Annotated in this window: 23 protein-coding genes and 1 tRNA gene; 14 read left to right on the forward strand and 10 right to left on the reverse strand. The window is 54.1% G+C overall.

Annotated features, from left to right (window positions below; all coding sequences use genetic code 11):
* The first annotated feature begins 9 nt into the window (after positions 1 to 9).
* The 4 genes from BM258_RS17455 to BM258_RS17470 all read left to right on the forward strand — a co-directional run bounded on the left by BM258_RS17455 (position 10) and on the right by BM258_RS17470 (position 4569).
* Complete coding sequence (locus BM258_RS17455) at positions 10 to 1218, forward strand: COG1470 family protein (protein ID WP_090074481.1); 1209 nt, start codon at positions 10 to 12, stop codon at positions 1216 to 1218.
* Positions 1215 to 2162 carry an ABC transporter ATP-binding protein gene (locus tag BM258_RS17460; protein WP_090074483.1) on the forward strand — a complete coding sequence of 316 codons (948 nt, stop codon included), beginning with the start codon at positions 1215 to 1217 and terminating at the stop codon, positions 2160 to 2162. The genes BM258_RS17455 and BM258_RS17460 overlap by 4 nt, the downstream gene beginning before the upstream one ends.
* Positions 2159 to 3112, forward strand: a complete 954-nt coding sequence (locus BM258_RS17465) for an ABC transporter permease (RefSeq protein WP_090074484.1) — start codon at positions 2159 to 2161, stop codon at positions 3110 to 3112. Before BM258_RS17460 ends, BM258_RS17465 begins: the two co-directional genes overlap by 4 nt.
* 410 nt (positions 3113 to 3522) lie before the next feature.
* Complete coding sequence (locus tag BM258_RS17470; RefSeq protein WP_090074486.1) at positions 3523 to 4569, forward strand: NAD(P)-dependent alcohol dehydrogenase; 1047 nt, start codon at positions 3523 to 3525, stop codon at positions 4567 to 4569.
* Positions 4570 to 4652: 83 nt separating this feature from the next.
* Here BM258_RS17470 and BM258_RS17475 read toward each other — a convergent pair whose 3' ends face one another.
* A complete protein-coding gene (locus BM258_RS17475; RefSeq protein WP_090074488.1) occupies positions 4653 to 5441 on the reverse strand; it encodes a helix-turn-helix domain-containing protein in 789 nt (262 codons plus the stop codon).
* Positions 5442 to 5712: 271 nt separating this feature from the next.
* Between BM258_RS17475 and BM258_RS17480 the strand changes: the two genes are divergently transcribed.
* The 5 genes from BM258_RS17480 to BM258_RS17500 all read left to right on the forward strand — a co-directional run bounded on the left by BM258_RS17480 (position 5713) and on the right by BM258_RS17500 (position 12883).
* Positions 5713 to 7299 (forward strand): ABC transporter substrate-binding protein, encoded by a 1587-nt coding sequence (locus BM258_RS17480; protein WP_407062734.1) that lies wholly within the window; start codon positions 5713 to 5715, stop codon positions 7297 to 7299.
* 79 nt (positions 7300 to 7378) lie between these two features.
* The gene (locus BM258_RS17485; RefSeq protein WP_090074492.1) at positions 7379 to 8380 is read left to right on the forward strand and encodes an ABC transporter permease; all 1002 of its coding nucleotides are present in this window, start codon (positions 7379 to 7381) and stop codon (positions 8378 to 8380) included.
* Positions 8377 to 9204, forward strand: coding sequence for an ABC transporter permease (locus tag BM258_RS17490; RefSeq protein WP_090074494.1), 828 nt, complete (start codon positions 8377 to 8379; stop codon positions 9202 to 9204). The genes BM258_RS17485 and BM258_RS17490 overlap by 4 nt, the downstream gene beginning before the upstream one ends.
* Positions 9197 to 10828: an ABC transporter ATP-binding protein gene (locus tag BM258_RS17495; RefSeq protein WP_090074496.1), complete on the forward strand. Its 1632-nt coding sequence runs from the start codon at positions 9197 to 9199 to the stop codon at positions 10826 to 10828. Before BM258_RS17490 ends, BM258_RS17495 begins: the two co-directional genes overlap by 8 nt.
* A 57-nt stretch (positions 10829 to 10885) precedes the next feature.
* Positions 10886 to 12883: a CocE/NonD family hydrolase gene (locus tag BM258_RS17500; RefSeq protein WP_090074497.1), complete on the forward strand. Its 1998-nt coding sequence runs from the start codon at positions 10886 to 10888 to the stop codon at positions 12881 to 12883.
* A 127-nt stretch (positions 12884 to 13010) separates the two neighbouring features.
* On the opposite strand, the gene BM258_RS17505 is transcribed toward BM258_RS17500, so the two are convergent.
* Positions 13011 to 13994: an aldo/keto reductase gene (locus tag BM258_RS17505; protein ID WP_090074499.1), complete on the reverse strand. Its 984-nt coding sequence runs from the start codon at positions 13992 to 13994 to the stop codon at positions 13011 to 13013.
* 255 nt (positions 13995 to 14249) lie between these two features.
* Here BM258_RS17505 and BM258_RS17510 point away from each other — a divergent pair, with 255 nt between their 5' ends.
* From BM258_RS17510 to BM258_RS17520, 3 genes are all read left to right on the forward strand, one after another.
* Positions 14250 to 14720: a tellurite resistance TerB family protein gene (locus tag BM258_RS17510; protein WP_090074501.1), complete on the forward strand. Its 471-nt coding sequence runs from the start codon at positions 14250 to 14252 to the stop codon at positions 14718 to 14720.
* Positions 14717 to 15424, forward strand: coding sequence for a glutamine amidotransferase (locus BM258_RS17515; RefSeq protein ID WP_090074503.1), 708 nt, complete (start codon positions 14717 to 14719; stop codon positions 15422 to 15424). Before BM258_RS17510 ends, BM258_RS17515 begins: the two co-directional genes overlap by 4 nt.
* Before the next feature lie 489 nt (positions 15425 to 15913).
* Positions 15914 to 16192 (forward strand): YggT family protein, encoded by a 279-nt coding sequence (locus BM258_RS17520; protein ID WP_090074504.1) that lies wholly within the window; start codon positions 15914 to 15916, stop codon positions 16190 to 16192.
* A gap of 110 nt (positions 16193 to 16302) precedes the next feature.
* Here the strand turns inward: BM258_RS17520 and ppa are convergent, their stop codons facing one another.
* The 4 genes from ppa to tesB form a co-directional block, all read right to left on the reverse strand.
* Entirely contained in the window at positions 16303 to 16827 is a 525-nt protein-coding gene (ppa, locus tag BM258_RS17525; protein ID WP_090074506.1) for an inorganic diphosphatase, read from the reverse strand.
* 703 nt (positions 16828 to 17530) lie between these two features.
* Positions 17531 to 18880 (reverse strand): ammonium transporter family protein, encoded by a 1350-nt coding sequence (locus tag BM258_RS17530; protein WP_090074508.1) that lies wholly within the window; start codon positions 18878 to 18880, stop codon positions 17531 to 17533.
* A gap of 43 nt (positions 18881 to 18923) precedes the next feature.
* Complete coding sequence (locus tag BM258_RS17535; protein ID WP_090074510.1) at positions 18924 to 19262, reverse strand: P-II family nitrogen regulator; 339 nt, start codon at positions 19260 to 19262, stop codon at positions 18924 to 18926.
* A gap of 386 nt (positions 19263 to 19648) precedes the next feature.
* Positions 19649 to 20512 (reverse strand): acyl-CoA thioesterase II, encoded by an 864-nt coding sequence (gene tesB / locus BM258_RS17545; RefSeq protein ID WP_090074513.1) that lies wholly within the window; start codon positions 20510 to 20512, stop codon positions 19649 to 19651.
* A gap of 221 nt (positions 20513 to 20733) precedes the next feature.
* Between tesB and BM258_RS17550 the strand changes: the two genes are divergently transcribed.
* Positions 20734 to 22011 carry a ubiquinone biosynthesis hydroxylase gene (locus BM258_RS17550; protein WP_090074514.1) on the forward strand — a complete coding sequence of 426 codons (1278 nt, stop codon included), beginning with the start codon at positions 20734 to 20736 and terminating at the stop codon, positions 22009 to 22011.
* 42 nt (positions 22012 to 22053) lie between these two features.
* On the opposite strand, the gene BM258_RS17555 is transcribed toward BM258_RS17550, so the two are convergent.
* From BM258_RS17555 to BM258_RS17570, 4 genes are all read right to left on the reverse strand, one after another.
* Positions 22054 to 22272 (reverse strand): Trm112 family protein, encoded by a 219-nt coding sequence (locus BM258_RS17555; RefSeq protein WP_090074516.1) that lies wholly within the window; start codon positions 22270 to 22272, stop codon positions 22054 to 22056.
* Between the two features lie 44 nt (positions 22273 to 22316).
* On the reverse strand, positions 22317 to 23018 hold the full coding sequence (locus BM258_RS17560; protein WP_090074680.1) for an LON peptidase substrate-binding domain-containing protein: 702 nt from the start codon (positions 23016 to 23018) through the stop codon (positions 22317 to 22319).
* A gap of 130 nt (positions 23019 to 23148) precedes the next feature.
* Positions 23149 to 24147 carry a thioredoxin gene (gene trxA, locus BM258_RS17565; RefSeq protein ID WP_244544754.1) on the reverse strand — a complete coding sequence of 333 codons (999 nt, stop codon included), beginning with the start codon at positions 24145 to 24147 and terminating at the stop codon, positions 23149 to 23151.
* Between the two features lie 218 nt (positions 24148 to 24365).
* Complete coding sequence (locus tag BM258_RS17570) at positions 24366 to 24884, reverse strand: prolyl-tRNA synthetase associated domain-containing protein (protein WP_090074518.1); 519 nt, start codon at positions 24882 to 24884, stop codon at positions 24366 to 24368.
* 362 nt (positions 24885 to 25246) lie between these two features.
* Here BM258_RS17570 and BM258_RS17575 point away from each other — a divergent pair.
* A tRNA-Gly gene (locus BM258_RS17575) sits at positions 25247 to 25321 on the forward strand.
* The last annotated feature ends 108 nt before the right edge of the window (positions 25322 to 25429 follow it).

Genomic DNA, 25429 nt, shown 5'->3' on the forward strand with positions numbered 1-25429 from the left:
AGATTTCCGATGAAATCTCTGGCAAAAAGCGCAAGTTTCGCGCTGCTCGGGGCCGCTATGGCCATGACTCCGCTTCTCTCTTCCAATGCTATGGCCGAAGCCTTTACCCAACCGGCCAATGGTCCGGCCATCCATGGTTTCTGGCTTACCGCCGATCACCCTGACGTGGCGGTATCTGCGGGCAAAAAGGTATCCATTCCGCTATCCCTTCTCAATGCACTAGACAATCCTGTGCGCACCAAACTGGCTGTTAAGGGCCTGCCGGAGGGGTGGACCTATTCCATTAAGGCGGGGGGGACGGATGTTACCTCTGCGATGCCTCTTCCCAATGAAATTGATAATCTGACGCTCAAGGTTGATCCGGCCAATGATGCCGAGAAGAAGACCTACAAGTTCGAGGTGGATGCCATCGCCAATGGCGATCAGTTCAAGCTGCCTTTGAGCGTTGCCATTGCGGACATTCCGCTTGGGGATACAACGCTTGTGCCCGAATTGCCCGCGCTGCATGGCACGGTCAATACCAGCTTTCAATATAAGATGAAGCTGACCAACGGTTCCAACCACGACACTCTGTTCAACCTGTCCGCCGATGCGCCTGCCGGTTTCATGGCGACCTTCAAGAAAGGCTATGGCAACGAGGAAATCACCGGCATTCCGGTGAAGGCAGGTGCGACCGAATCGGTCACCATGACCATCAAGCTCAATCATGACGTGGCCGAGGGCGATTATCCGATCGAGGTAGCCGCCGTTGCCGGGCCGGATGATCCCGCAGCCAAGGCCAAGGTCAGCCTCAAGGTCAGTGGCTCTCCCAAATTGCTGCTAAGCGGTCCAAACGACCGATTGAGCGGGCAGGCCACCGCTGGTTCGGAAACGACCTTCCCGTTTGTGCTGGTCAATAACGGAACGGCAGCTGCCAACAAGGTCACTTTGAGCGCAACCTCGCCAAGCGGCTGGAAAGTGTCTTTTGATCCCAAGGAACTGGCCAAGCTGGATGAAGGCAAGACCCAGAATGTGAATGTGAAGATCGAGCCATCCAGCAAGGCAATCGCCGGTGACTATATGGTTCACATCCGCGCCAAGGCTGACGGGGTGTCCAAAGAGGTCGATTATCGCGTGACCGTTGAAACCTCCACCATGTGGGGCATCATCGGGGTCGGTATCATCGCCATTGCCGTGATCGTTCTGCTCGGCGCTATCTTCCGGTATGGTCGCAGATGAGTAGACCGGTTGTTGAAGCCGTAGGCCTTACCAAGCGCTACGGCGCATCCACTGTCGTTGACGGAGTCAACCTTGCGGTGGATGAGGGCGAAATTGTCGGTTTGCTCGGCCCCAATGGGGCGGGCAAGACGACAACCATTCTGATGCTGATCGGGCTAACTGAGCCCAGCGCCGGCTCTGTGCGGGTGCTGGATCTTGATCCTTTGCGTGATCCGTTGGCGGTGAAGACACAGGTTGGCTATCTGCCCGATTCTGTGGGCTTTTATGATGGCATGACCGGGTTGGAAAATCTGCGTTATACCGCTCGCCTCGGTGGCATTGATGTCAGTGAGATAGATGACCGCATAATGACCGCGTTGCAGCAAGTGCATCTGGATCATGTTGCCAACAAGCGTGTTGGCACCTATTCGCGTGGTATGCGCCAACGTCTGGGCCTTGCCGAGCTGGCGATGCGGCAAATTCGGCTGGCGGTGCTGGACGAGCCCACGTCCGGGCTTGATCCGCGCTCGACCGATGAATTGCTCGATCTGATTCGTGCCTTTGCTGCGGATGGGATGACCCTGCTCATCTCCTCGCATATGCTCGATGTGGTGCAATCCATCTGCACGCGTGTCGCCTTGTTCAACAAGGGGAAGATCGGCTTCATGGGGTCAGTGGAAAAATTCACCAATGATGTTGCAGGCGGGTCCTTCCAGATCGATGTGGCCGCCCGGAAGATCGACCTGAGTGCCTGTGTCGATATCATCCCTGCTGTCGGAGCTGTCGATCATCGCGACAAAGAACACTGGATGGTGTCTGCGACGCATGATGTCAGGCCGGAGCTGGCCCGGATGATCACCGAACATGGGGGCGACCTTTTGTCTTTGCAGGCGCATCGGGCAAGTCTGAGTGAAGCCTATAATCGCTTCTTCCTCGATATCGAGCAAAAGGAGATGCAGCAATGAAAAGGAAAGGATCTCCTCTTACAGGCGTTGCCTCGATTGCGCTCAAAGAGGCCGCCGATCACATGACCAGTGCCCGCATGCATCTGATCATGATGCTGGTTCTGCTGACCGCTATTGGTGCGGTCTATGCGGCTATTGGTCAGATCAAGACAACCACGGCGCAGGATGCGTTCCTGTTCCTCAAACTGTTCACTGTGGCCAAGGCGCCATTGCCGTCTTTCTCATCCTTCATGGGCTTTCTGTTGCCGCTACTGGCAATCGCCTTGGGGTTCGATGCGGTCAATGGCGAGTTCAGCCGCCGCACCATGAGCCGCATTCTGGCGCAGCCGATCTATCGCGATGCGGTGCTGTTCGGCAAGTTTCTGGGTGGGCTGATGGTGCTGGCCATCGCGCTTGTCACCTTGTGGCTGTTGATGGTCGGGCTGGGCATTCTGTTTCTCGGTTTGCCTCCTTCCGGCGCTGATGTGGCGCGGGGGCTGGTCTATCTGGCTGCCACCCTGTTCTATACCGGGGTGTGGCTGGCTTTGGCATTGGCCTTCTCGACGCTTACCCGCTCTCCGGCGACATCAGCATTGGCGGCCCTGTCTGTGTGGTTGATCTTCACGATCTTCTGGCAGATGATCACGCCATTGCTCGCAAGCGTCATATCGCCGATCAATCCCTATGATCCGATGACGATGCTGGCCCAGTTCCACACACAGCAGGCTCTGGCCCGCATTTCGCCAGCCATCCTCTATGGGGAAACAGCCACCATGCTGCTTGATCCGACCTCACGCTCGGTGGGGCCGATCTTCATGTCGCAATTGCAGGGTGCTCTTATTGGCTCGCCCCTGCCGACCATGCAGAGCATCAAGATTATCTGGCCACAGATCGCAGGCCTGATTGCCGGTATGCTCTTCATGTTTACGCTGGCGTATGTCAGCTTCCAGCGACAGGAAGTGCGCTCCTAAGGAGGGTTTGTTGATTGCCATGGAAACGTGTCTGCCGCCGGAATTTCCGGCGGCAGATTTGTTTTGCGTCTGCGGTGCCGACAAACAATAGGTCATGGCATGAGTATTTTTCGTTTATTGCAATAGAGCGTGAAAAGCGGTTAACTCACGGCAGAGTGTTCTGATTGCGAATTGGGGTTCAAGATCCTGTCGCGATTGCATGCTACATTCATAATGGTTGCCGCGGCTTGGGTGATTGCAATGATTGCCTATCGTGCCAAGGAAACATCGTCGTCTTTATCGGTTCCGGTCCCATGACTTCTGCCTGTTTGTTGCCTGCGTTTTTCGTTGCTGGAGGCGAACCGCAACCTTCCCCCATGGATGGGACTTCAAATCGACTCTTCTGGATTAAAAATTTCAAGGATAGTTAAATGAAATCATTCGGTTATGCGGCTCACTCTGTCGGAAGCCCATTGGAGCCATTTTCGTTCGAGCGACGGGATCTCAGAGACAATGACGTCGCCATGGATATTCTTTACTGTGGTGTGTGCCACTCGGATTTGCATTATGTGAAAGACGATTGGGCCAAAACCGTTTACCCATGCGTTCCCGGCCATGAAATTATCGGGCGTGTCACGGAAGTCGGTTCAGGTGTTTCCAAGCATAAGGTTGGCGATATTGTTGCGGTTGGCTGCATGGTGGATAGCTGTCAGGAATGTGATCAGTGCAAGAAGGATCACGAGCAATATTGCCGTGAGGGCTGGACGGGCACCTATAACGCGCCGGACCGTCAGACAGGTGACCTTACACAAGGGGGCTATTCCAACAATCTTATCGCCCGTGAAGAATTTGTGCTGACCGTGCCGGATGGGCTCGACATCAGCAAAGCTGCGCCGCTGCTCTGCGCCGGTATCACCACTTATTCTCCCTTGCGTGAATGGAATGTCGGGCCGGGCTCGCGCGTTGGTGTTGTCGGGATGGGCGGCCTTGGCCACATGGCCATCAAGCTGGCTCATGCGATGGGGGCCATTGTTACCGTCATTTCCCGCTCGCCCGACAAGCAGAAAGATGCCGAAGCTCTCGGGGCGCATAATTTCCTTGTCTCCAAGGATGCAGACCAGATGGCAGCCTATGCCAATGGCTTTGATCTGATCATCGACACGGTTCCGGTCAAGCATGACGTCAATCCGTATCTGCCGCTGCTCGATATTGACGGCACGCTCTGCCTGGTTGGCCAGATTGGTCCTTTGGAAGAGCTGACAACTCCCTTCATGATCCGTGGGCGCCGTCGGGTAGCCGGTTCGATTATCGGTGGCATCAAGGAAACGCAGGAATGCCTCGATTTCTGTGCCCGTTTCGGTATCCATCCGGAAGTCGAGATGATCAATATTCAGGACATCAACACCGCTTACGAACGCCTTGAACGCTCTGATGTTCACTATCGTTTCGTCATCGATATGAAAAGCCTTCAAGCTTAGGAAGCCTGTTGCGAGGCAGCGGTCGCCTCGCTCTTTCATTGGACGCTAAATACGGCCCTGTGCAGGAATGCTCAGGGCTCTTTTTATGCCAGCTGAAGCATGGCCCGTTCCATATCGCCAGAGAGGAGAAATTTCTTGACGGTCGGTGACAACAGACGCGAACGGGGTGACAGAATTCCGCACCGTTCCAGCATGGCGCGCTTGTCCGGATTCGTGCCCAGATAGCGCCAAATCATGCGCGTCGCATAGGGCATATTCTGGTTTCGCCATGAAATGCCGGTGCATAGGCCCTTGAGGTAGAGCTGCTGATGCTCCTGAAAGGGCAGGAGGATCGTCTGGGTGATGATCGGTTCACCCATCGAGGCGGTTTCGACAACAAAGATGCGGTCGCGCAAATAGGACGCCTTGCCATTATATTTGGTGAATTGCTTGATCTCCAATTCCACATTGCGGATGCGCTCGATTGATTTTGAGATCACTAGTCCATCGCGTTCTTCCAGATGACTGCAGGAGCAAACCACATTTCCGGGCCAGGACAACGACACATGGTAGGTTTGAAAAAAGCCCAGATGATGTCGCAGAGCTCTGATGTCGCCCGGAAAGCCCTCATTGATGCGGTCCTTGCCGATTGTGCCTTTTTGAGCCTTTTCAAAACGGCCGGCAAAAACCGATGGCACGGTATGAAAGTCGGACGGGTGCAGCGAAAAATACCGTGCTATTCTGGTCAGGTTGTAGGCAGACGGATGGGACGTGCCGTTGATATATCGATTGAATTGCTGCCGATTGAGGCCGATATCGCGGCAAATTTGCGAAACGGATTTTTTCTGGCTGCAGGCATAGCGAAGATTTTCAATGAAGTTACTGGTTTCCACGTATGAAACTGTCCAAGTCTGTCGTTTTTAATCGAATAGTGCGTAAAGTAGCATAAAAAAGCTTAAAAGTGCGAAGTTGTTTCTTGCCTTTCAGACTTTTAGGTTACTGGCAATCAGAGTGTGCGTATTCGGCTGGCCCAATATTCGGAGCCCTTTCTGCCATACGCATCCAAAGCGTTTCGCTTTCTACTATCACCCCCCGCGTAGCCTTTGCGTGGATGTTGGTGTGATCAAGATTATGTTCCGTCGTTAGCAAAAAGAGTGAATGATTATGACAAAAAGACCTTCCATTGACCCAATCCTGCCTAATAGCTTGTCTCGCCGCCAGTTTCTGGGAGCGACAGCTGCTGCAGGGTTCGCCATGACGGCTTCGGGTCTGATTGTTCCCAATTCAGCAATGGCTGCCGAAACGCCAAAAAAAGGGGGCAACCTCAAGCTGGGCATTAAAGGGGGCGCGGCGACTGATGTGCTTGATCCTGCTGCCGCTGCGGGCACGGTTTCTTTCCTGTGCAACCATCTTTGGGGCGACAAGATCGTGGAATCCGATCCCGAGACCGGTGCGCCGTTGCCCGGGTTGGCTGAATCTTGGGAATCATCGGCTGATGCGTCTGTCTGGACCTTCAAGATCCGCAAGGATGTTGCTTTCCATGATGGCTCTAAAATGACCGTTGCCGACCTTGTTGCAACGCTCAAGCGCCATACCGACGAGAAGTCAAAATCCGGTGCGCTGGGCTTGCTGCGTTCAATCAAGACTGTTGAAGACAAGGCCGGAGATCTGGTGATCACTTTGTCTGAAGGCAATGCCGACCTGCCATTGCTGCTGACGGATTATCATCTGATGGTGCAGCCAAACGGCGGCTATGATGATCCGAATGCGGCGATTGGTACGGGCGCTTTTACGCTTAAGAGCTATGAGCCGGGTATTCGTGCAACCTTTGAGAAAAACAAGAATGACTGGCGCGACGACCGCGGCCATGTGGACAGCGTCGAAGTGATCGTGATGAACGACAACACCGCGCGTATCGCAGCGCTGTCGTCTCGCCAAGTGCATTTCATCAACTTTGTTGAGCCAAAGACCATCAAGCTGCTGGAACGTGCGCCGCATGTGGATATTTTGCAGACGCATGCCAAGGGCTTTTACAGCTTCCAGATGTTCTGTGACACGGCCCCATTTGACAATAATGACCTGCGCCTTGCTATGAAATATGCGATTGACCGGCAGGAAATTCTGGACCGTATCGTCGGTGGCTATGGCTCTCTGGGCAATGACTATCCGGTCAACAGTACTTATCAGATGGCGCCGGACGATATCGAACAGCGCATGTATGATCCTGAAAAGGCAGCCTTCCACTATAAGAAATCCGGCCATGACGGGCCAGTGCTTCTGCGCACGTCCGATGCCGCCTTCCCGGGCGCTGTGGACGCTGCCGTGCTCTATCAGGAACATGCCAAGAAAGCTGGCATCAATATCGAAGTCAAGCGTGAACCGGCCGATGGTTACTGGTCCAACGTTTGGAATGTGAAGCCGTTCAGCGCCACCTATTGGGGCGGCCGTCCGACGCAGGATCTGCGTTATGCGACCTCTTATCTCTCCAGCGCAGACTGGAACGATTCCCGCTTCAAGCGCGATGATTTCGACAAGCTGCTTTTGGAAGCCCGCGCCGAGCTGGACAATGACAAGCGCAAGGCTCTCTATCGTCAGATGGCTGTCATGGTGCGCGATGAAGGCGGCAGTATCATTCCTGTTTTCAATGACTTCCTGAATGCATCGGCCAAATCCATGAAGGGCTTCGTGCATGATATCGGCAACGATCTTTCCAACGGCCAGATTGCAAGCCGTGTCTGGCTTGACGCCTGATTCCGGATTGTCGGAATGAAAAATTGGGGCCGTGGAACGCCACGGTCCTTCTCTTGCTGAAAACAAAAGAAGGTCTCCTATGACCCCTCAATCACTTTTCCGGCCATTTGTCGCCTTTTCGCGGCAGTTTCCTTTGGCTGCGAATATCCTGCGTCGTCTGTTGTTGTCCTTTGTGTTGCTATGGGCTGTAACAGTCATGATTTTTATTGGCGTTGAAGCCCTGCCGGGTGATTTTGCCACCACCTATCTGGGACAATCGGCAACCCCCGAGGCGGTTGCAAACATTCGCTCCGAGCTCGGGCTCGATCAGCCTCTTCTCACCCGCTATGTCACCTGGTTGGGAGATGCGGTGAGCGGCGATTTCGGCAATTCCTGGGCTAGTGGCCAATCTGTGAGCGAGCAGATTGGCAAGCGCCTTGGAAACTCGCTGTTTCTTGCGTTCTTTGCTGCACTGGTGGCTGTTCCCCTGTCGGTCGGGTTGGGACTGCTGGCGGTGCGCTATCGCAATCGAATCCCCGACAAGATCATCAATATCTTATCTCTCGCCGCAGTGTCGTTGCCCGAATTTTTTGTCGGCTATTTGCTGATCATGGTGTTTGTGGTGACATTCCCCACGGCGATTTTCCCGTCGACCGTCTATGACGGCATGGATTTTCTTACTCGGCTTGAATCCATCGCGTTGCCGGTTGCAACGCTGGTGCTTGTTGTGCTGGCCCATATGATGCGCATGACGCGGGCCGCAATCATTCAGGTCATGTCGTCCGCCTATATGGAAACGGCAGAGCTGAAGGGGCTCGATGGTCTCAGGATCATCATCAAGCATGCCGCGCCCAATGCGCTGGCGCCGATCATTAATGTAGTTGCACTTAACTTGGCTTATCTGATCGTTGGTGTCGTTGTGGTTGAAGTGGTCTTCGTCTATCCGGGCATGGGCCAATATATGGTGGATGCGGTGACCGTGCGTGACCTGCCGGTGGTGCAGGCCTGCGGCCTGATCTTTGCGACCATCTATATCGCGCTGAACATGACCGCCGATATTCTCGCCATTATCGCCAATCCACGTTTGAGGCACCCACGATGAGACTGAAAGAAATACCTATTTCGGTGTGGATTGGTATGACGGGCATTATCGTTGCCCTCATCTGCGCCTTTTTTGCACCCTGGATCGCCCCCTATGGCGAAACGGAAGTTGTCGGTGACGTTTGGGCGCCGGCATCGGATCAATTCTTCTTCGGGCTGGACAATTTGGGCCGGGATATTCTCTCGCGCATGATTTTCGGCGCGCGGACGACCTTGTTTGTCGCTTTCTGTGCGACGCTGTTGTCCTTTACGCTGGGCATCGTGATGAGCTTTATTGCGGCGACCAACAGAGGCTGGATCGATCTTGGCCTGTCGCGCTTCAATGACTTGATGATGTCCATTCCCACGCTGATTTTTGCGCTCGTGGTTCTGGCAACTCTGCCCCAGAATATGCCGACGCTGATCATCGTCATGGCGGTTCTGGATAGTACCCGCGTGTTCCGTTTGGGACGGGCCGTGGCGCTGGATGTCGCGGTCATGGATTTTGTCGAAGCGGCGCGCCTGCGCGGCGAGGGAACGGCTTGGGTGATCCTGCGAGAAATTCTGCCAAACACGCTGTCGCCGCTGCTGGCCGAATTCGGTTTGCGCTTTGCCTTTGCCATCCTGTTTGTTTCCACCCTGTCCTTCCTTGGGCTTGGCATCCAGCCACCCACCGCAGACTGGGGTGGCATGGTCAAGGATAACAAGGATGGTATCATTTTCGGCATTTCCGCTGCCTTGGTGCCCGGTGCGGCCATCGCCATTCTGACCATTTGCGTCAATCTGGTTGTTGACTGGCTGCTCAGACGAACTTCCAGCCTGAAAGGAGGGCGCGGCGATGCCTGAGCTTCTTGAAGTCAAAGACCTCAAAATCGAGGCGACCAGTTATCCGCCGGGGGAAGATCCAGTCCGCATCACCATTGTTGAGGGGATCAATTTCACCCTCGAAAGGGGCAAGGTGCTGGGTCTGATCGGGGAATCCGGTGCAGGCAAATCCACCATCGGCCTTTCCGCGCTTGCCTATGGGCGAGGCGGGGTTGAGATCACCGGCGGCCAGGCCTTGCTTGATGGAGAAGATCTGCTGGCCATGAATCGCAAGGAAATTCGCGCGATTCGTGGAGCCAAGGTCTGCTATGTCTCGCAGTCGGCGGCAGCCTCCTTCAATCCGGCTCACCGGATCGGGGATCAGGTGATTGAAGCCAGCCTTCGGCACAAGCTGATGACAAAAGCAGAGGCGCGTGAAAGAGCCGCCTATCTGTTTGATATTCTTGGGCTGCCTGAGCCGGAAAGCTTCGGCAAACGCTATCCGCATCAGGTGTCTGGTGGTCAACTGCAAAGAGCCATGACGGCCATGGCGCTCTGTTCCCGGCCTGATCTCATCGTGTTTGATGAGCCGACCACGGCGCTTGACGTGACCACGCAGATTGATGTGCTGGCGGCGATCAAGCTGGCCATCGAGAAGACAGAAACCGCAGCACTCTACATTACCCATGATTTGGCTGTGGTGGCGCAGGTGTCCGATGACATCATGGTGCTGCGTGATGGTGCCATGGTGGAATATGGTCCGACCGAGCAGATCATCGAGCAGCCCGAGGAAGACTATACCCGGGCGCTGGTCAATGTGCGCAGCATCAAGCATCAGGAAGCGGCTGATCAGAAGCGAAAATATTTCGAGATGAGCGGCATTCACGCAGCCTATATTGGCGGCGTCAAGGTGCTCAATGATGTGTCGTTGCATGTGCCAAAAGGCCAGACGCTGGCGATTGTTGGCGAATCCGGCTCTGGTAAATCCACGCTGGCCCGCGTGGCGACCGGTCTGCTTCCACCCATGGCGGGAGAGGTGCGCATTGAAGGCGAGCCACTGCCTGCTGCGCTTAAGCAACGCTCGCGTGATCAGCTGCGTCGCTTGCAATTGATCTATCAAATGGCCGATACGGCGATGAATCCCCGTCAGACCGTGGGGCAGATCATCGGGCGTCCGCTTACCTTCTATGAGGGGGTCAGGGGCGCTGAACGTGACAGGCGTGTTCAGGAATTGCTCGATCAGATCGAGATGGGTGAGGGGTATATTGATCGCTATCCGGCCGAGCTATCCGGTGGGCAAAAGCAGCGAGTGGCGATTGCCCGGGCTCTGGCGGCCAAACCGGAAATCATCATTTGCGATGAACCGACCTCTGCTCTCGATCCATTGGTAGCGGACGGGATTCTGCATCTGCTGCTCGATCTGCAGAAGAAAAAAGGGCTTTCCTATATTTTCATCACCCACGATATCGCGATCGTTCGCGCCATCGCTGATAGCGTCGCGGTGATGTATCAAGGCGAATTGGTTCGTTTCGGACCCAAATCGGAAGTTCTGAGCCCGCCATTTGATGACTATACCGATCTGTTGCTCAAGTCTGTTCCGGAAATGCATCTGGGCTGGCTGGAAGAGGTTCTTGCCACGCGCAAGATCGAATCTGCCGGTAACTGATAGCGCCAAACCAGCATTGCCTGCGGGCAGAATACACATGAAATAGAAAGCAATATTATGGAAAAACGAAGCTTTTCCGTCTCTGAGGACGTTTGGATCACGCTGAAGGATGGCACTCGTCTTGCCACGCGCATCTGGATGCCGGAAGGGGCTGAGAAGGACCCTGTGCCAGCCGTTCTCGAATTTCTGCCTTATCGCAAGCGGGACGGAACCTCGCCGCGTGACGAGAGCACTTATCCGGTCTTTGCCGAAGCTGGCATCGCCGGAGTGCGTGTTGATATTCGCGGCTCGGGCGAATCTGAGGGTGTGATCGATGGGGAATATACCCCGCGTGAATTGTCCGACGCCTGTGAGGTCATCGAATGGATTGCCAGCCAGTCATGGTCCAATGGCAAGGTGGGCATGATGGGCATTTCCTGGGGTGGCTTCAACTGTCTGCAGACGGCTGCTCTCAAGCCCGAGGCGCTGAAGGCCGTGATATCCATCGCTTCGACGGTGGACCGCTTTAATGATGACATTCACTACAAGAATGGCTGTCATCTCTATGCCAACTTGTCCTGGGCTTCGACCATGCTCACTTACCAGTCGCGCACGCCGGACAAAGCGCTGGTCGGCGACAAGTGGAAAGAGATGTGGCTAGAGCGTCTGGAAGGGGAACCCTTCTTCCTTGAAGAATGGATCGAGCATCAACGGCGCGATGCCTATTGGGAACATGGTTCCATTTGCGAAGATTTCGAAGGCTTCGACACGCCTGCTCTGGTGATTGCCGGTTGGGCCGATGGCTACCGCAACACGCCGCTCAAGGCGGTTGAGGGCGTCGGGGAAAAGGCCAAGGCGCTGATTGGTCCGTGGATTCATAAATATCCGCATTTCGCATGGCCCAAGCCGCGGGCTGACTTCCACGGTGAGGCGATTGCATGGTGGAATCGCTGGCTGCGTGATGAACAGAACGGAGCCGAATCAATTCCTCAGGCCCGTGCCTATATTCTGGATGGTCCCCGTCCGAAGGCATGGCGGGATGAAGATCCGGGCTTCTGGGTGGCCAAGGATACATGGTCAAAACCAGAGGTTGCCGTTTTCTCGATCGCAGGTGACAAGTGTCTGACAGAAGGAGAGGGCGGAGCCGGCGTTGGTGACATTTACCTGCGCTCACCACTCGATAGTGGCGTCAATTCCGGTGAATGGTTCACCTTGAAGCCAGATGCTGAAATGGCGGGCGATCAGCGGGTTGATGATGCCGGTGCTCTGGTTTTTGAAACAGCGCCGCTTCAGGACGAGGCTGTTTATCTGGGCATGCCGGAATTGTCGCTTGACCTTTCCTGCTCGGCCGACTGGGAGAATATGGTTGCGCGTATTGTGGATGTGCATCCTGATGGAACAGCCACGCGGGTGGTCTACGGTGTTCTCAACCTTGCGCATCGCGATGGCTATGCCGAGCCGAAAGCCATGCCCAAGGATGAGAAGGTCTCCGTGACCATGCGTCTGGATGCCTGTGGTTATCGCTTGAAGCCGGGTCATCGCATGCGCCTGTCGCTGGCAACGGCCAGCTGGCCGCTCATTCTGCCGTCGCCGGAAGCGCCGGGGGTTACAATCGATACCGCTTCGATTCGTCTTGCCATGCCGCTTCTGGGGGCACATGAGCGCATTGACATGCCTCAGCCGGAAAATCCCGATCCGCTGCCAAACTATACCTTTCTGGAAGCGGGCAGCACGCGGCGCTTCGTCGAGCGGGATTTGATGACGGGTATGACCCATTATCACATTCAGGAAGACACCGGCTTTGAAGAGCATCCTGATACCAAGCTGCGTAATCAGGAAACGCGTACAGAATGTTGGTCTATCAATGCCGATGATCCGCAATCCATGAAAGGTGTCTGTGAAGGCACCACGCGCTATGAGCGGGAAGATGGCTGGAATGTGCGTACGCATACGCGCACGGAGTTGACCTGCACAAAGACCGAATGGATTTTGTCTGCTTCGGTTAAGGGCTATGAAGGGGGAGAGGAAATCTTTTCCAAGAATTTCAGCAAAACAGTCAAGCGTGACTTCATGTAAAGATGATTGCGTGCTTGTGGCGTCACTGTTGTGACCCATGATATCAAAAGGAAACCCCGCCAAATGGCGGGGTTTTTGTTTGTCGTGGTCTTTGAGGCCAAGGAGCTGTCTCCAGTTGGTTTTAAGATCAGTAGGCCCCGCGCACATGCTGGGCGACTTTTTCCTTGTAGAAGGCGATGAGGTCGTCATGCAGTTGCTGTGGCAAGGGTGCCAGATCTGAAATGACGGCATTGCGTCCGATCTGGTCCGGGCGGCTGGCTCCGGGAATGATGGTTGAGACAGCATCATGGTCCAGAATCCAGCGCTGGGCCATGTCAGCCATGCTCATGCCTTCGGGCAGCATGCCCTTAAGCTCTTCAACCAGCTCCAGACCTTTTTCATATGGCAGGCCAGCGAAAGTTTCGCCCACGTTGAAGCACTGGCCATCGCGGTTGAAATTGCGGTGGTCATTCTCGGCAAATTTCGTGTCAGCAGAGAATTTGCCAGATAGCATGCCACTGGCCAGCGGCAGGCGGACGATGATGCCCACGCCCTTGGCCTTTGCCTGAGGCAGAAGCTCTTCGGTGAGTTTTTGGCGGAAGATGTTGTAAATCACCTGCAGGCTCAAAAGGCCTTCCTGCTCAATGCACATCAGCCCTTCTTCAACCGTTTCCACACTGGCCCCGAAATGCTTGATCACGCCTTCGGACTGCAGAGCGCGCAGCCAATCGAAAATGGCTCCTTCCCGCATCACTTCGGTGGGAATGCAGTGAAGCTGCACCAGGTCGAGGCAATCCATGCCGAGACGTTTGCGTGACGCATCGATACCCGCCCGCAAGGACTGCTCGCTATAACCATTCGGATAGACATCGCCGCGACCAAACTTTGTGGCCACACGGATGTCTGAGCGGTCCTTGCTTGCGAGGAATTTGCCGATCAGGCTCTCGCTCTTGCCATCGCCATAGACATTGGCGGTGTCAAAGAAGGTCACGCCCTTTTCCAGTGCGGTTTCCAGAATGGAAAGGCCTGTTTCTTCCGCCAGAGCAGCACCCCAGTCTGCACCAAGCTGCCAACAGCCAAGGCCCACTTCGCTGACGATAAAGCCATCTTTGCCCAATTTACGACTATGCATAGTATCCTCCCCAATATGTGATCGTCTAAAAAGCAGGTTTTTCAGAAACCAGCCAGCAATCCGTGGCACATTCGAAATAAATCTCGTGCGATTCTTGCGATCTTCGCGCAGGATATGCTCTTTGTTTCAAAAGGGAAAGCGCCCGGCACTGTCGAAAATATGGATCATTCTTTGAACCATCTTAAGTCGACCATATAATTGACTGAAATATTTGCGTGATTATATGTAGTGTGAACTCAAGAACTGGAATTGAATATGTTTGATAGCTTAATGCAGGTGTTTCGCGATCTCGCCGGCGCATCGGAAGACAGTGAGGTTTTCTCCGATAGTGATCTGCGCGTGGCAACTGCTGCACTGCTGGTGCATCTGATGTCGATTGATGGCGTGATCGATGACAATGAAACCGAAGAAATCCGCAAGGTGCTGAAAAAGCACTATTCCCTCACCGATTCGGAAACTGCCGAACTGATTGATTTTGCGAGCAAATGCGATGAGGAATCGGTTGATCTTTATAAATTCACCTCCGTGCTCAAACGGGAGCTGGATGAAGACGGGCGTATCAAGATCATCGAAATGATGTGGCAACTCGTTTTCGCCGACGGGCAAATTCATGAATTCGAGGACAATCTGGTCTGGCGTGTTTCCGAGTTGCTGGGCGTATCCCGACGGGATCGCATCCGAATGCGACAGCATGTACAGGCCCAGATTGAAAAAGAAGCTGAATGAGTTCTGATTTGCAAAAGATACTGATCATTCTTCATCAGGAAGCCTCAACCCCCGGTCGGGTTGGATATCTGCTGGAGCAAAGAGGGTACTCGCTGGATATCCGGCGGCCTCGCTTTGGGGATCCTTTGCCTACGAGCATGAGCGAGCATGCCGGTGCCGTGATCTTCGGTGGCCCGATGAGCGCCAATGATGAAGAGGACTATGTTACCAAGGAGATTGACTGGATTTCTGTGCCCTTGCGTGATGAGACGCCATTTCTGGGCATCTGTCTTGGCGCACAAATGATGTGTCGGCAGTTGGGTGGGCAGGTTGAGTTGCATCCTTGCGGGCTCGTCGAGCGCGGCTATTACGAAATTGCGCCGACCGATGAAGGCAAGGTGCTGTTTGATTGGCCAGAGAAGGTTTATCAGTGGCATAAGGAGGGCTTTTCGCTGCCTTCCGGTGCCGAGCGTCTGGCCAGTAGCTCTTATTTCAGCAATCAGGCCATGCGATATGGAAAAAGCGCCTATGCCATCCAGTTCCATCCCGAAGTCACTTTGCAGATGATGCATCAGTGGACGACGGTTGCTGCCGATCACCTGACGGTGGAGGGCGCGCGCAAGCGTGGAGACCATTTCAGAGAGCGCAGCGCTTATGACCCCTATGTCGAGCGTTGGTTGAACCGCTTTCTTGATGTCTGGATCGGTGCCGGTCCCGCTCGCTGATGCTGCGATTGAGTCATGCAATTTGCAATGGAGGCTTTGCATATTGCGGGTCGGGTTGTTACCAAAGCCTTGACCGGATTATGCGCTTTTCTAGATCCTGTGGTGATTTTGGGCATCTGGCTACTAAATGTGTCTTTTGGAATTTTTCTCACGCTTGGCACGCCGCTTGCTCAGTAAAGAGCAAGCTGGCATTTGGTGTTCGCGTAGCCAGCACCTCATCTCATCAAGCCCCGATGCACCTGTGTTTGCGTATGTATCGGGGCTTTTTGTATTTTAAAGGTTTGCTTTTTCCAAAACTTAACACAGTTCAGGCATAAGAAAGCATGAGGTAATACCGACGTTTCGTCTCTCTTTGGCCCTTGCAGGGGGGGCTATAGATCGCTACATGTCTCAACATATATTCGGGGTGAGCAGCCCCCGTGGCGGGTGCATAAATATTTTGGGAAGTCGTAAGGACCGAGGTCTCTTTTTCCGAACACGAGGATGACTATGACAGCTTTAATTCTTTTGATTGATCAGGTTCTGGCGATCTACACCTATGTTGTAATCGCGTCGGCGGTTTTCTCATGGCTGTTCGCCTTCAATATCGTCAATCCGCGCAATCAGATTGTCTCCTCGATTTACGAGGTTTGTTGGCGGTTGACCGAACCGGTTCTTGGACGTATCCGCTCGATTATCCCTGCAATGGGTGGGCTGGACCTTTCGCCGGTCATTTTGCTGCTGGGGATCTTCTTCGTTCGGAATCTGCTCAGAACCGGGCTCTATTGATCTGTTCGAAGAGGAGAGGACGACAGCCCGCCTCTTTTAAAATCCGGCCATAAGAAAAGCGCGGAACCGGTGGGTTGCCGCGCTTTCTTGTTTCTGGCCGACAGGAAGACTTATTTCTTCATGTTGTCGATGGAAATCTGGATCATTTCCTTGGCTTTTTCCGGGCCTGCCCAGTCTTCGATCTTTACCCATTTGCCTGGCTCAAGATCTTTGTAGTGCTCGAAGAAATGCTTGATCTGCTCAACGAGGTTTTTCGGCAGGTCTTCGTAGGTCTTGATGTGATCATAGTGGCTGGTCAGCTTGGTGTGTGGCACTGCAACGACTTTTTCGTCTTTGCCGCCATCGTCTTCCATGATCAGAACGCCGATTGGACGCGCGCGCATGACAACGCCCGGGGTCAGCTGTGCGTCGCCAACAACCAATACATCGATCGGATCGCCATCGTCAGCCAGCGTGTTCGGAATGAAGCCGTAATCGCAAGGATAGGCCATCGGGGTAAAGAGGAAACGATCAACGAAGACCGCGCCGGATGCTTTGTCTACTTCATATTTCACCGAAGAGCCTTTTGGCACTTCGATGACAACGAAGATATCTTCCGGGGCGTCTTTGCCAGCAGGGATTTCGCTAATATTCATAGGTGCAACTCCAATTGAGATCACGGTGTTACAGCCGGTTTAGGGTGTCTCAGCGATGATGGCAAGACAAACATTCGGTTTAGCTGACAGAATGGGCCAATTTGCCCAAGCTTGGGGATGCTGGCCCCTTGCGCGCATGCCCAAGCAAGCACAGGGCGGCCTGTTCATCCTTTGGAAACCATAATTTGTGGAATTTTCCCTGTCGTTGGCCTTACCCGTTCCGATAGTAAGGGATGTTCAGATTTTGCAGCCAGAATGATGGGGTTCAAAGAGGAGCGTTGCTGATTGAGTGAGGGAGGCAGACTATGACACTGTTCGATCCGATGAAATTCATGGCCTTTGTCGCAGGCTTCTCGCTCGTGAGCAGCGTCGTGCTGTTTGGCTGGATTCTTTAGGGTGTGATCGCAGCTAAAAATCACTGCCTAATTTTTAGACAGTGCGCTCTTGGCGCAAAAAGCGTCTCTTGCTCTTCCTGATTTTCCATTGTTTGTCTTGCGAAAGTGACGCGTGTGTCTGGCGCTTCCTTACACTGGTTGCCGCTGTGCCGGGGCGCACGCCTTCTGCTGGTCTTGTGCCTCATCGCTATAGACAAAAAGAAACCCGCCGGTGTTCCGACGGGTTTCCCCCTCTGGGCCTGTGCAAGTAGGCCGTGGGCGCTTTAGGCGAAGAAGGTGATCAGGAGGACTCCGCCTAGCCCATTTTATTATACGCGCTGGCTACCGATGCCGAATTCCGGATAAGCTTCGACGCCGATTTCAGCTTTGTCGAGACCGATATATTCTTCTTCTTCGGTAACGCGGATGCCCATGGTTGCCTTCAGGATACCCCATACGATGAAGGAGCAAACCAGAGTGAAGACGCCGTAGGAGATTACGCCGATGAACTGGGTAGCGTAGGAGGTGCCATCGTTGGTGAACGGAACAACCAGAGTGCCCCAGATACCGCAGACAAGGTGAACCGGGATCGCACCAACAACGTCGTCGATTTTCAGCTTGTCGAGAAGCGGAACAACGATGATGACGAGGATTGCGCCGATTGCGCCGATGATGATGGATTCGCCGATGGTCGGGGTCAGAGGCTCAGCGGTAATGGATACCAGACCAGCCAGTGCGCCGTTGAGGACCATGGTTACGTCGACCTTCTTGTAGAGAATCTGCAGAAGGATCATCGCGGCAACAACGCCACCAGCGGCAGCCATGTTGGTGTTGGCAAAGATGCGGGAAACGTCGGAAACGTCACCGATGGTGCCCATAGCGAGCTGGGAAGCACCGTTAAAGCCGAACCAGCCGAGCCACAGGATGAAAGTACCCAGAGTAGCCAGCGGAATGTTGGAAGCAGGCATCGGGTTTACAGAACCGTCAGCACCATATTTGCCTTTACGAGCACCAAGCAGAAGTGCACCAGCAAGAGCTGCCCAGCCGCCTACGGAGTGAACGAGGGTGGAACCGGCGAAATCGGAGAAGCCCATTTCGGAGAGCCAACCACCGCCCCACTGCCAGGAACCGGCGATCGGGTAGATGAATGCGGTCAGCACTACGGTGAAGATCATGAACGGCCACAGTTTGATGCGCTCAGCCAGGGTGCCGGACACAACAGATGCTGCGGTTGCCACGAAGACCATCTGGAAGAACCAGTCGGAAGCCGTGGAATAGCCGGTATCAAGAGCGTCGCCGCCTACCGGATCAAGAGCGTAGAAGAAGGAGAAAGACCCGATATAGCCGCCGTCAACGCCGGTATACATCAGGTTATAGCCGACCAGATAGTACATGATGCCAGCAACGGCATAAAGGGAGATGTTCTTCATGCTCTGCATGGAAACGTTCTTGGAGCGAACAAGGCCAGCTTCGAGCATTGCGAAGCCTGCTGCCATCCACATCACAAGGAAACCGCCGATCAAGAAGAGCAGGGTGTTGAGAATATATTGCGTATGGGCGGCAGCTTCGCCGGTTGCTGCTGGAGCAGCTGCCGCTGCTTCTGCTGCTTCCTGTGCGAGGGCCGGGCCAGCCATAAGGCTTGCTGCGCCAACAAGAAGGGCAAGGGTTACTTTTGACATTTGATTGTCCTTGTTTTTCACTTCTACTTGATTGGGGTTGGGCTTAGAGCGCGTCGTTGTCGGTTTCGCCGGTACGGATGCGCATGACATGCTCGAGTGAGGTGACGAAAATCTTGCCATCGCCAATCTGGCCGGTTGCTGCTGCCTTCGAAATGGCTTCGATGGTCTTTTCAGCCTTGTCTGCTGTTACGGCAACTTCGATTTTCAGTTTCGGCAGGAAGCTGACGGAATATTCGGTTCCGCGATAGATTTCCGTATGACCGCGTTGACGACCAAAGCCCTTAACTTCAGTCACGGTCAGGCCTTCAATACCTTCGGCAGACAATGCTTCACGCACAGCTTCCAACTTGAAAGGCTTGATAATGGCAATAATGAACTTCATGGCACTCTCTCATGTCCCTCTTATGGGTTTTGTCCCTCTGTCGGGTTTGAATGTCATGCCCCAAATTGCAATCAGCCGGGGCAAAACCTCTTGTTTTGTGCTTTCTCTCTTACAAAAGCCGTGCCAGTTTTGTAACTTTTTATTAAGTTGTTGAAATGCTGTCCAAAATTCGATTTTGATAATAAAATCGATCTTTGCTTCATATTTGTGCACAGGGTGATTTTGCGATAATTATAGGCAAATTACAAAAATTGCCTATTTTTCATGCACACATTGTGGCCGTTTTGTGATGAGTGAAAAGCAATGAGTCATTTCAAGCTTTTAAACTGCACATTGATTGTGCGTAGGTTCTAAATAATCCGCATCTGTTAGGCTTAATCTTTCATTTACCGGTCAATTTCGCGTATAAGGCCTTCCTGAGCAGCTGATGCAACCAATGTGCCATCTCGCCGGTAAAGACTGCCGCGGTTGAAACCGCGGCCACCACCTGCCCATGGGCTGTCCTGACAATAGAGCAGCCATTCGTCAGCGCGAAAATCACCATGGAACCACATGGCGTGGTCCAGACTGGCGGCGCTGATGGTCTTACTGAAAACGGAGAGGCCATGCGCGAAAAGGGACGTGTCCAGCAAGGTCATGTCCGAGGCATAGGCCAATGCGCATTTGTGGATGGCCGGATCATCGGGGAGTTTCGATGTTGTGCGCACCCAGATGAGTTGCTGCGGCTCCAGTTTTTTACGCGTTACATAATGTTCCATATTGATGGGGCGCAGCTCGATAGGGCGCTCGCGACGGAAATAGGCCTTTATATTGTCCGGTGCCTTGGCAACATAGCTCTCATAGACCTCTTCCTCGCTGGGCAGATCTTCCGGTCCGGGAATGTCGGGCAGCTCGATCTGGTGGGAGAGACCTTCTTCCTTCTTGTGAAAGGAAGCGGCCATGTTGAAAATGGCTTTGCCATGCTGGATGCCCAGAACGCGGCGTGTGGAAAAGGACCGCCCGTTGCGCAGTCGGTCCACCTCATAAATGATTGGTGTCTTGGGGTCGCCCGGGCGCATGAAATAGCAATGCAGGGAATGGGCGCTGCGTTCAGCCTCCACCGTTCGGGATGCTGCCACAAGGGCCTGTCCAATCACCTGACCGCCAAAAACCCGTTGCCACCCATCCTGCGGGCTCATGCCTCTGAACAGGTCTGTTTCCAGAGTTTCGAGATCCAGAATGGAGAGGAGGGTATCAATTGCTGACGTCATGAAAAATGTCCCGGGATTTGTGGATAGCGATATAATGTTTTCAAACAGGATAAGGCCAAGGCCTATCTTAGCGCTTATAGCAGGAGATGGCGCGACGAAAAAATCGCTTTCTCTAGTCAGTTTGTCGAGATCTTCCGATTTCTTATCACTATATAATGGAAACGGAGTGCAGGCAGCGTTATGGTGCGGCCACATTAAAGGCAGGCAGAAGGGATTAAAGCATGAATTCACCACGGCACGCAAAGGCAGAACCGGTCGGAGCCAATGACAATGCGTCTTGCCTGAAGGAAAGCTATGATCTGGTGATTGCCGGAGGGGGATATGTTGGTTTGTCGCTGGCGCTGGCCGTGCGGCAGGCAAGCGGCTTGTCTGTTCTTGTTGTCGAGCCTCAGGTCATGGAGCGCATGCGCAAGGATGAGCGTGCGTCTGCGGTTGCCTCTGCGGCGACGCGGATGCTGCAAAGCCTCGGTGTGTGGGACACAATCGCGCCAGATGCCGAACCCATCCGGAAAATGGAAGTCACCGATAGCAAGCTCAAGGATATCGTGCGTCCGGTTTTGCTGACCTTTGAGGGCGGAGCCAAGGATGGAGAGCCGTTTGCCTATATGGTGCCGAACGGGGCCATGGTTGGCGCTCTTGGCGATGCGGCAAAGGCCGCCGGGGTAGATGTTCTGGAAGGACACAGCGTCAAGGATTTCATCGTTGATGGCTCTGCTGTTTCTCTCTTCTTGCAATCTGGCGAAACGGTCGGCGCCAAGCTGCTTGTGGCGGCCGATGGGGTACGCTCGCGTTTGCGGGATCTAGCCGGGATTCACGTGAATCGGTTTGATTATGATCAGATCGGGATTGTAACCACGGTTGAACATGAGCGCCCGCATGAAGGCTGTGCGGTGGAGCATTTCCTACCTGCTGGCCCCTTTGCTATTTTGCCGCTCAAGGGTAATCGCTCATCTCTGGTGTGGAATGAGCGCACAGATGATGCCAAGCGCTTGCTGTCCATGGATGACTTTACCTTCGGGCTTGAACTGGAGCGCCGGTTTGGCAAACAGCTGGGCGCACTTGAGGAAAAAGGGCCGCGCAAGGGCTTCCCTCTCGGGATGGTTCTGGCGCGCTCCTATGTCGCTTCGCGATTTGCACTGGTAGGCGATGCCGCGCACGGGATTCATCCGATCGCCGGGCAGGGGCTCAATCTTGGATTCAAGGATGTCGCTTCTCTCGCCGAGGTGATCGTTGAGGCTGCGCGCCTTGGGCAGGATATCGGGGCGTTTGATGTGTTGGAGCGCTATGAGCGCTGGCGCCGGTTTGACGTCACGCAGATGGGTGTCACCTGCGATCTGCTCAATCGGCTCTTTTCCAACAAGAGCGAGGTGCTGCGCCATGTCCGCGATTTCGGCCTCGGCATGGTGGATCGTTTGCCGGGCCTCAAGCGCATGTTCATCGAGGAAGCCGCGGGTCATCGCGGTGAGGTGCCCAAGCTGCTGCGCGGGGAAGGCCTCTAGTCTCTGTGGGAAAGAAAGCTTACAGCCCTTCCGCGATAGCACTCAGTCTTCCAACTGGCGTGCTTCGCTGGGCAGCATGATGGGCACGCCATCTCTGATCGGATAGGCGAGCTTTGCAGCGTGGCTGATCAGCTCTTGCGCGTCTGCATCATAGGTGAGCGTTGTCTTGGTCAGGGGGCAGACAAGAATTTCGAGCAATTTGCGATCAACCGTGCCGGTCTTCTCGCCGACGCCATGATCTTGGTTTTCTTTTTTGCTCATGATGGGTCCTATCTGTCCTGACCGGCTTGTTGCTGCAGGTCAGATCACTGCAAGGTTTGAGGGGCTTCGCCACTTTCGCTGGCCAGATGCATTTCCGTCATGGCAATCAGCGTGTCGGCACGCAGAGCCAGACTTTCCGCTTCCAGGAGCGCCTGTTTTTCTGCCAATCCATAAGGGCTCATCATGGAAAGGGAGTTGACCAGCACTTCGTTGGAGGATTTTCCGATGCTGTCCCAGTCTGCTTCCATATCATTGGCCTCAAGAAAGGCGCGGAAGGCTTCCAGCAGACCTTCCCTGTTCACCTGATCTTCGCCAAGGCCTTCGGTCAGATCATGCACATACTCTTCGCAGTCGATCTCGGCGAGGCGGAAGGGCAGGTCGGTGAGCATTTCCTTGACCAGCTTGAAACGGCAAATGCCGGACAAGGTGACCAATACGCGCCCGTCTCCGGTTTCGCCATAGGCCGAGATACGCCCCAGACAGCCGACTTGCTGAAGCTTGGGGGCGTAGAGCTTTTCAGGCGCATCGCTTTCTGCCGGATCGCCTTCAGGCTCGAGCGGCTGGATGATACCGATGATCCGATCCTTATGCATGGCATAGTCGATCATCATCAGATAGCGTTCTTCGAAGATATTCAGCGGCATCTGGGTGCGTGGCAGCAACAGGGCTTCCTCCAGGGGAAACACCGGAATGATAGCGGGAATGTCTCTCGGGCTGTCATAATATGCATTGCCTGCCTGAGCCATTTGATCTCCTTGTTTTCGCTCGCTTTGAAGCCTGCGATCTGTGCTTTCTTCATTTGCATGGGTCGCATGCGCATCGAATGGAATAAAACTGGCCGCCGCATGCATAAGCGATGGGGCGGCTTTTCGTCAGTTATGAGAAAAGAATAGAGGATAGCTGCCGGCGGCCATAGACGCTGGCAGGGTCCATCACGCCCCAGCTTTCAAAGAATTGCAGAAGCTGTTTGCGGGCTCCGTCATCATTCCATTCGCGATCACGTTTGATGATGGCGATCAGCTGGTCGACGGCCTCTTCGCGTTTGTTCTTGCCATTGAGCGCCACGGCCAGATCGAACTGGGTCTGATTGTCTTCAGGATTGGCTTCCAGCTTGGCTTGCAATTCTGCCAGATCGCCCAGATCTGCACTCTGTTCGGCTAGCTCAAGGCTGGCCTTGACGGCAGACACATCCTGCTCCTTGAGGGCTTCCTCGGGCAGGCTGTCAAACAGGGTGCGGGCCTTTTCAACTTCTTCATTGGCAAGCAGGCATTTGATCATGCCGACAACGGCAGGGAGATGGTCCGGAACCTGCTGCATGATGGCGCCAAAAATCTGCGCGGCTTCAACCGGATTGCCCGCTTCGAGCAATTCGTTGGCATGATTGCAGGCTTCTTCTACAGGATCGGCCTGCGGCTCACTGCCATTCTTTTCGATGAAGGCCTTGATCTGGCTTGGTGGCTGCACGCCCATGAAGCCATCCACCGGGCGGCCATCCTTGAAGGCGACCACGGCGGGAACGGACTGGATGCCCATCTGCTGTGGGATGGCGGGGTGATCGTCGATATTGAGCTTGACCAGCTTGACCCTGCCCTTGGCCTCGGTGACGGCCTTTTCCAGATCCGGGCCCAGCTGTTTGCAGGGGCCGCACCATGGTGCCCAAAAATCGACGAGGATGGTTGTGCTATTGGACGCTTCGATCACATCCTGCATGAATTCCTGCGTCGAGGTATCCTTGATAAGCGGGCCAGTGTCTTGCGCCGGCTTCGGAGCGGGAGTTGGCTGCGGAGCTGCGCCGAAAGATTGCGCATTAGAGCTCTGGGATGTGGTGTAGCTGGCGGACATGCCGCTTCCGTAGCCATATGTGGTGTTGCTCATCTGGACGGTCCTTTTCGTGAGGGACTGTGCCTGCCTTTGGATCTTGGACAGTGTCTAAGTCTGTTTGTCAAAGCCGCTATGTAACCGGGTTACATGCCCTGTGATTTGTCGTCCCCAATATGGGATAGTGGCACATTTTGTTCAATGCCCAATTGGCCTGAAAGTCGATTAACATGTCCGCCTTTCGGGCAGAGGCACAAAGATCCGGCTTGTCTCGCCTAGGCGTCTTCTTTTTCGAGCGCCAATATGGTCGGGCTATGACCCGTGCCTTCGAGAAAGCGCAGCAGATCCTGTTTCGAGATAGCCGTCGTGGCAGTATTTTCCAAAGGGTGGAAATTCACCAGATCCTGTTCCATTAGATTGGCGTCGAGCACCAGATTGATGGCGTGGTCTTCCTTGTCGTTGATCAGAGCAAAGGGGGTGACCGAACCGGGGCGCACACCCAGATGCTGCCACAACAGGTCTGCATTGCCAAAGCTGACGCGGCCGCAATCATATTTCCGATGAAAGCTTTTGAGGTCCACCTCCGTGTCATTGAGGCAGACAACCAGCATCATCTTGCCCTTCTTGTCCTTGAGAAAGAGATTCTTGGTGTGACCACCGGGCAGGTCTTCCTTGATCTTGTGGCTTTCGCTTACGGTGAAAACCGCCTCATGCTCATGAGTGGTGGTTTCTATGTCGAGTGCGGCGAAAAAATCAAAAAGATCTTGGCGGCTGCATTTTTCTGATGAGGTCATTGAACTGTGCTCTGGAAAGATTGATCAGGTCTGAAAATAGGGGCGGACGCTGTGATCCGATAGCATGGAGTACTGTGTTGGGGCGAGTTAACTGTCTGTAAGGCCCGGCTTTCTCTCATCTAGCTAATAGAGTGAAGGGGCCGAACCTGCAAGGGATGACCCGTCGTAGAGGCGGCAAAGCGGCCAGCAAGTTTTTCACCGTTTGTGAAAAACTTGCACAGCCAGTGGGAAAAAATCATTTTTTGTAATTTCCCTGTTGCAATTGCTCCTCAGGTCGTACATATAAGCACCCACAGACGGCACGGAGCGCCGCAGCGAAGCAACGAAATGTTGCTAAGAGCTTGAAAAAGCTTAAGAGTTTCGCGGGTGTAGCTCAGGGGTAGAGCACAACCTTGCCAAGGTTGGGGTCGTGGGTTCGAATCCCATCGCCCGCTCCATTACATAAAAGGGTTCAGGAAATTTCCTGGGCCCTTTTTCGTTTACAATAAAGCCCTCATTCACAAGTCTGTTCACAATAGCCAACAGGCAAGGTGCGCAAAGCAAGC

Source organism: Cohaesibacter marisflavi (genome assembly GCF_900115225.1).
Classification (GTDB): Bacteria; Pseudomonadota; Alphaproteobacteria; order Rhizobiales; family Cohaesibacteraceae; genus Cohaesibacter; species Cohaesibacter marisflavi.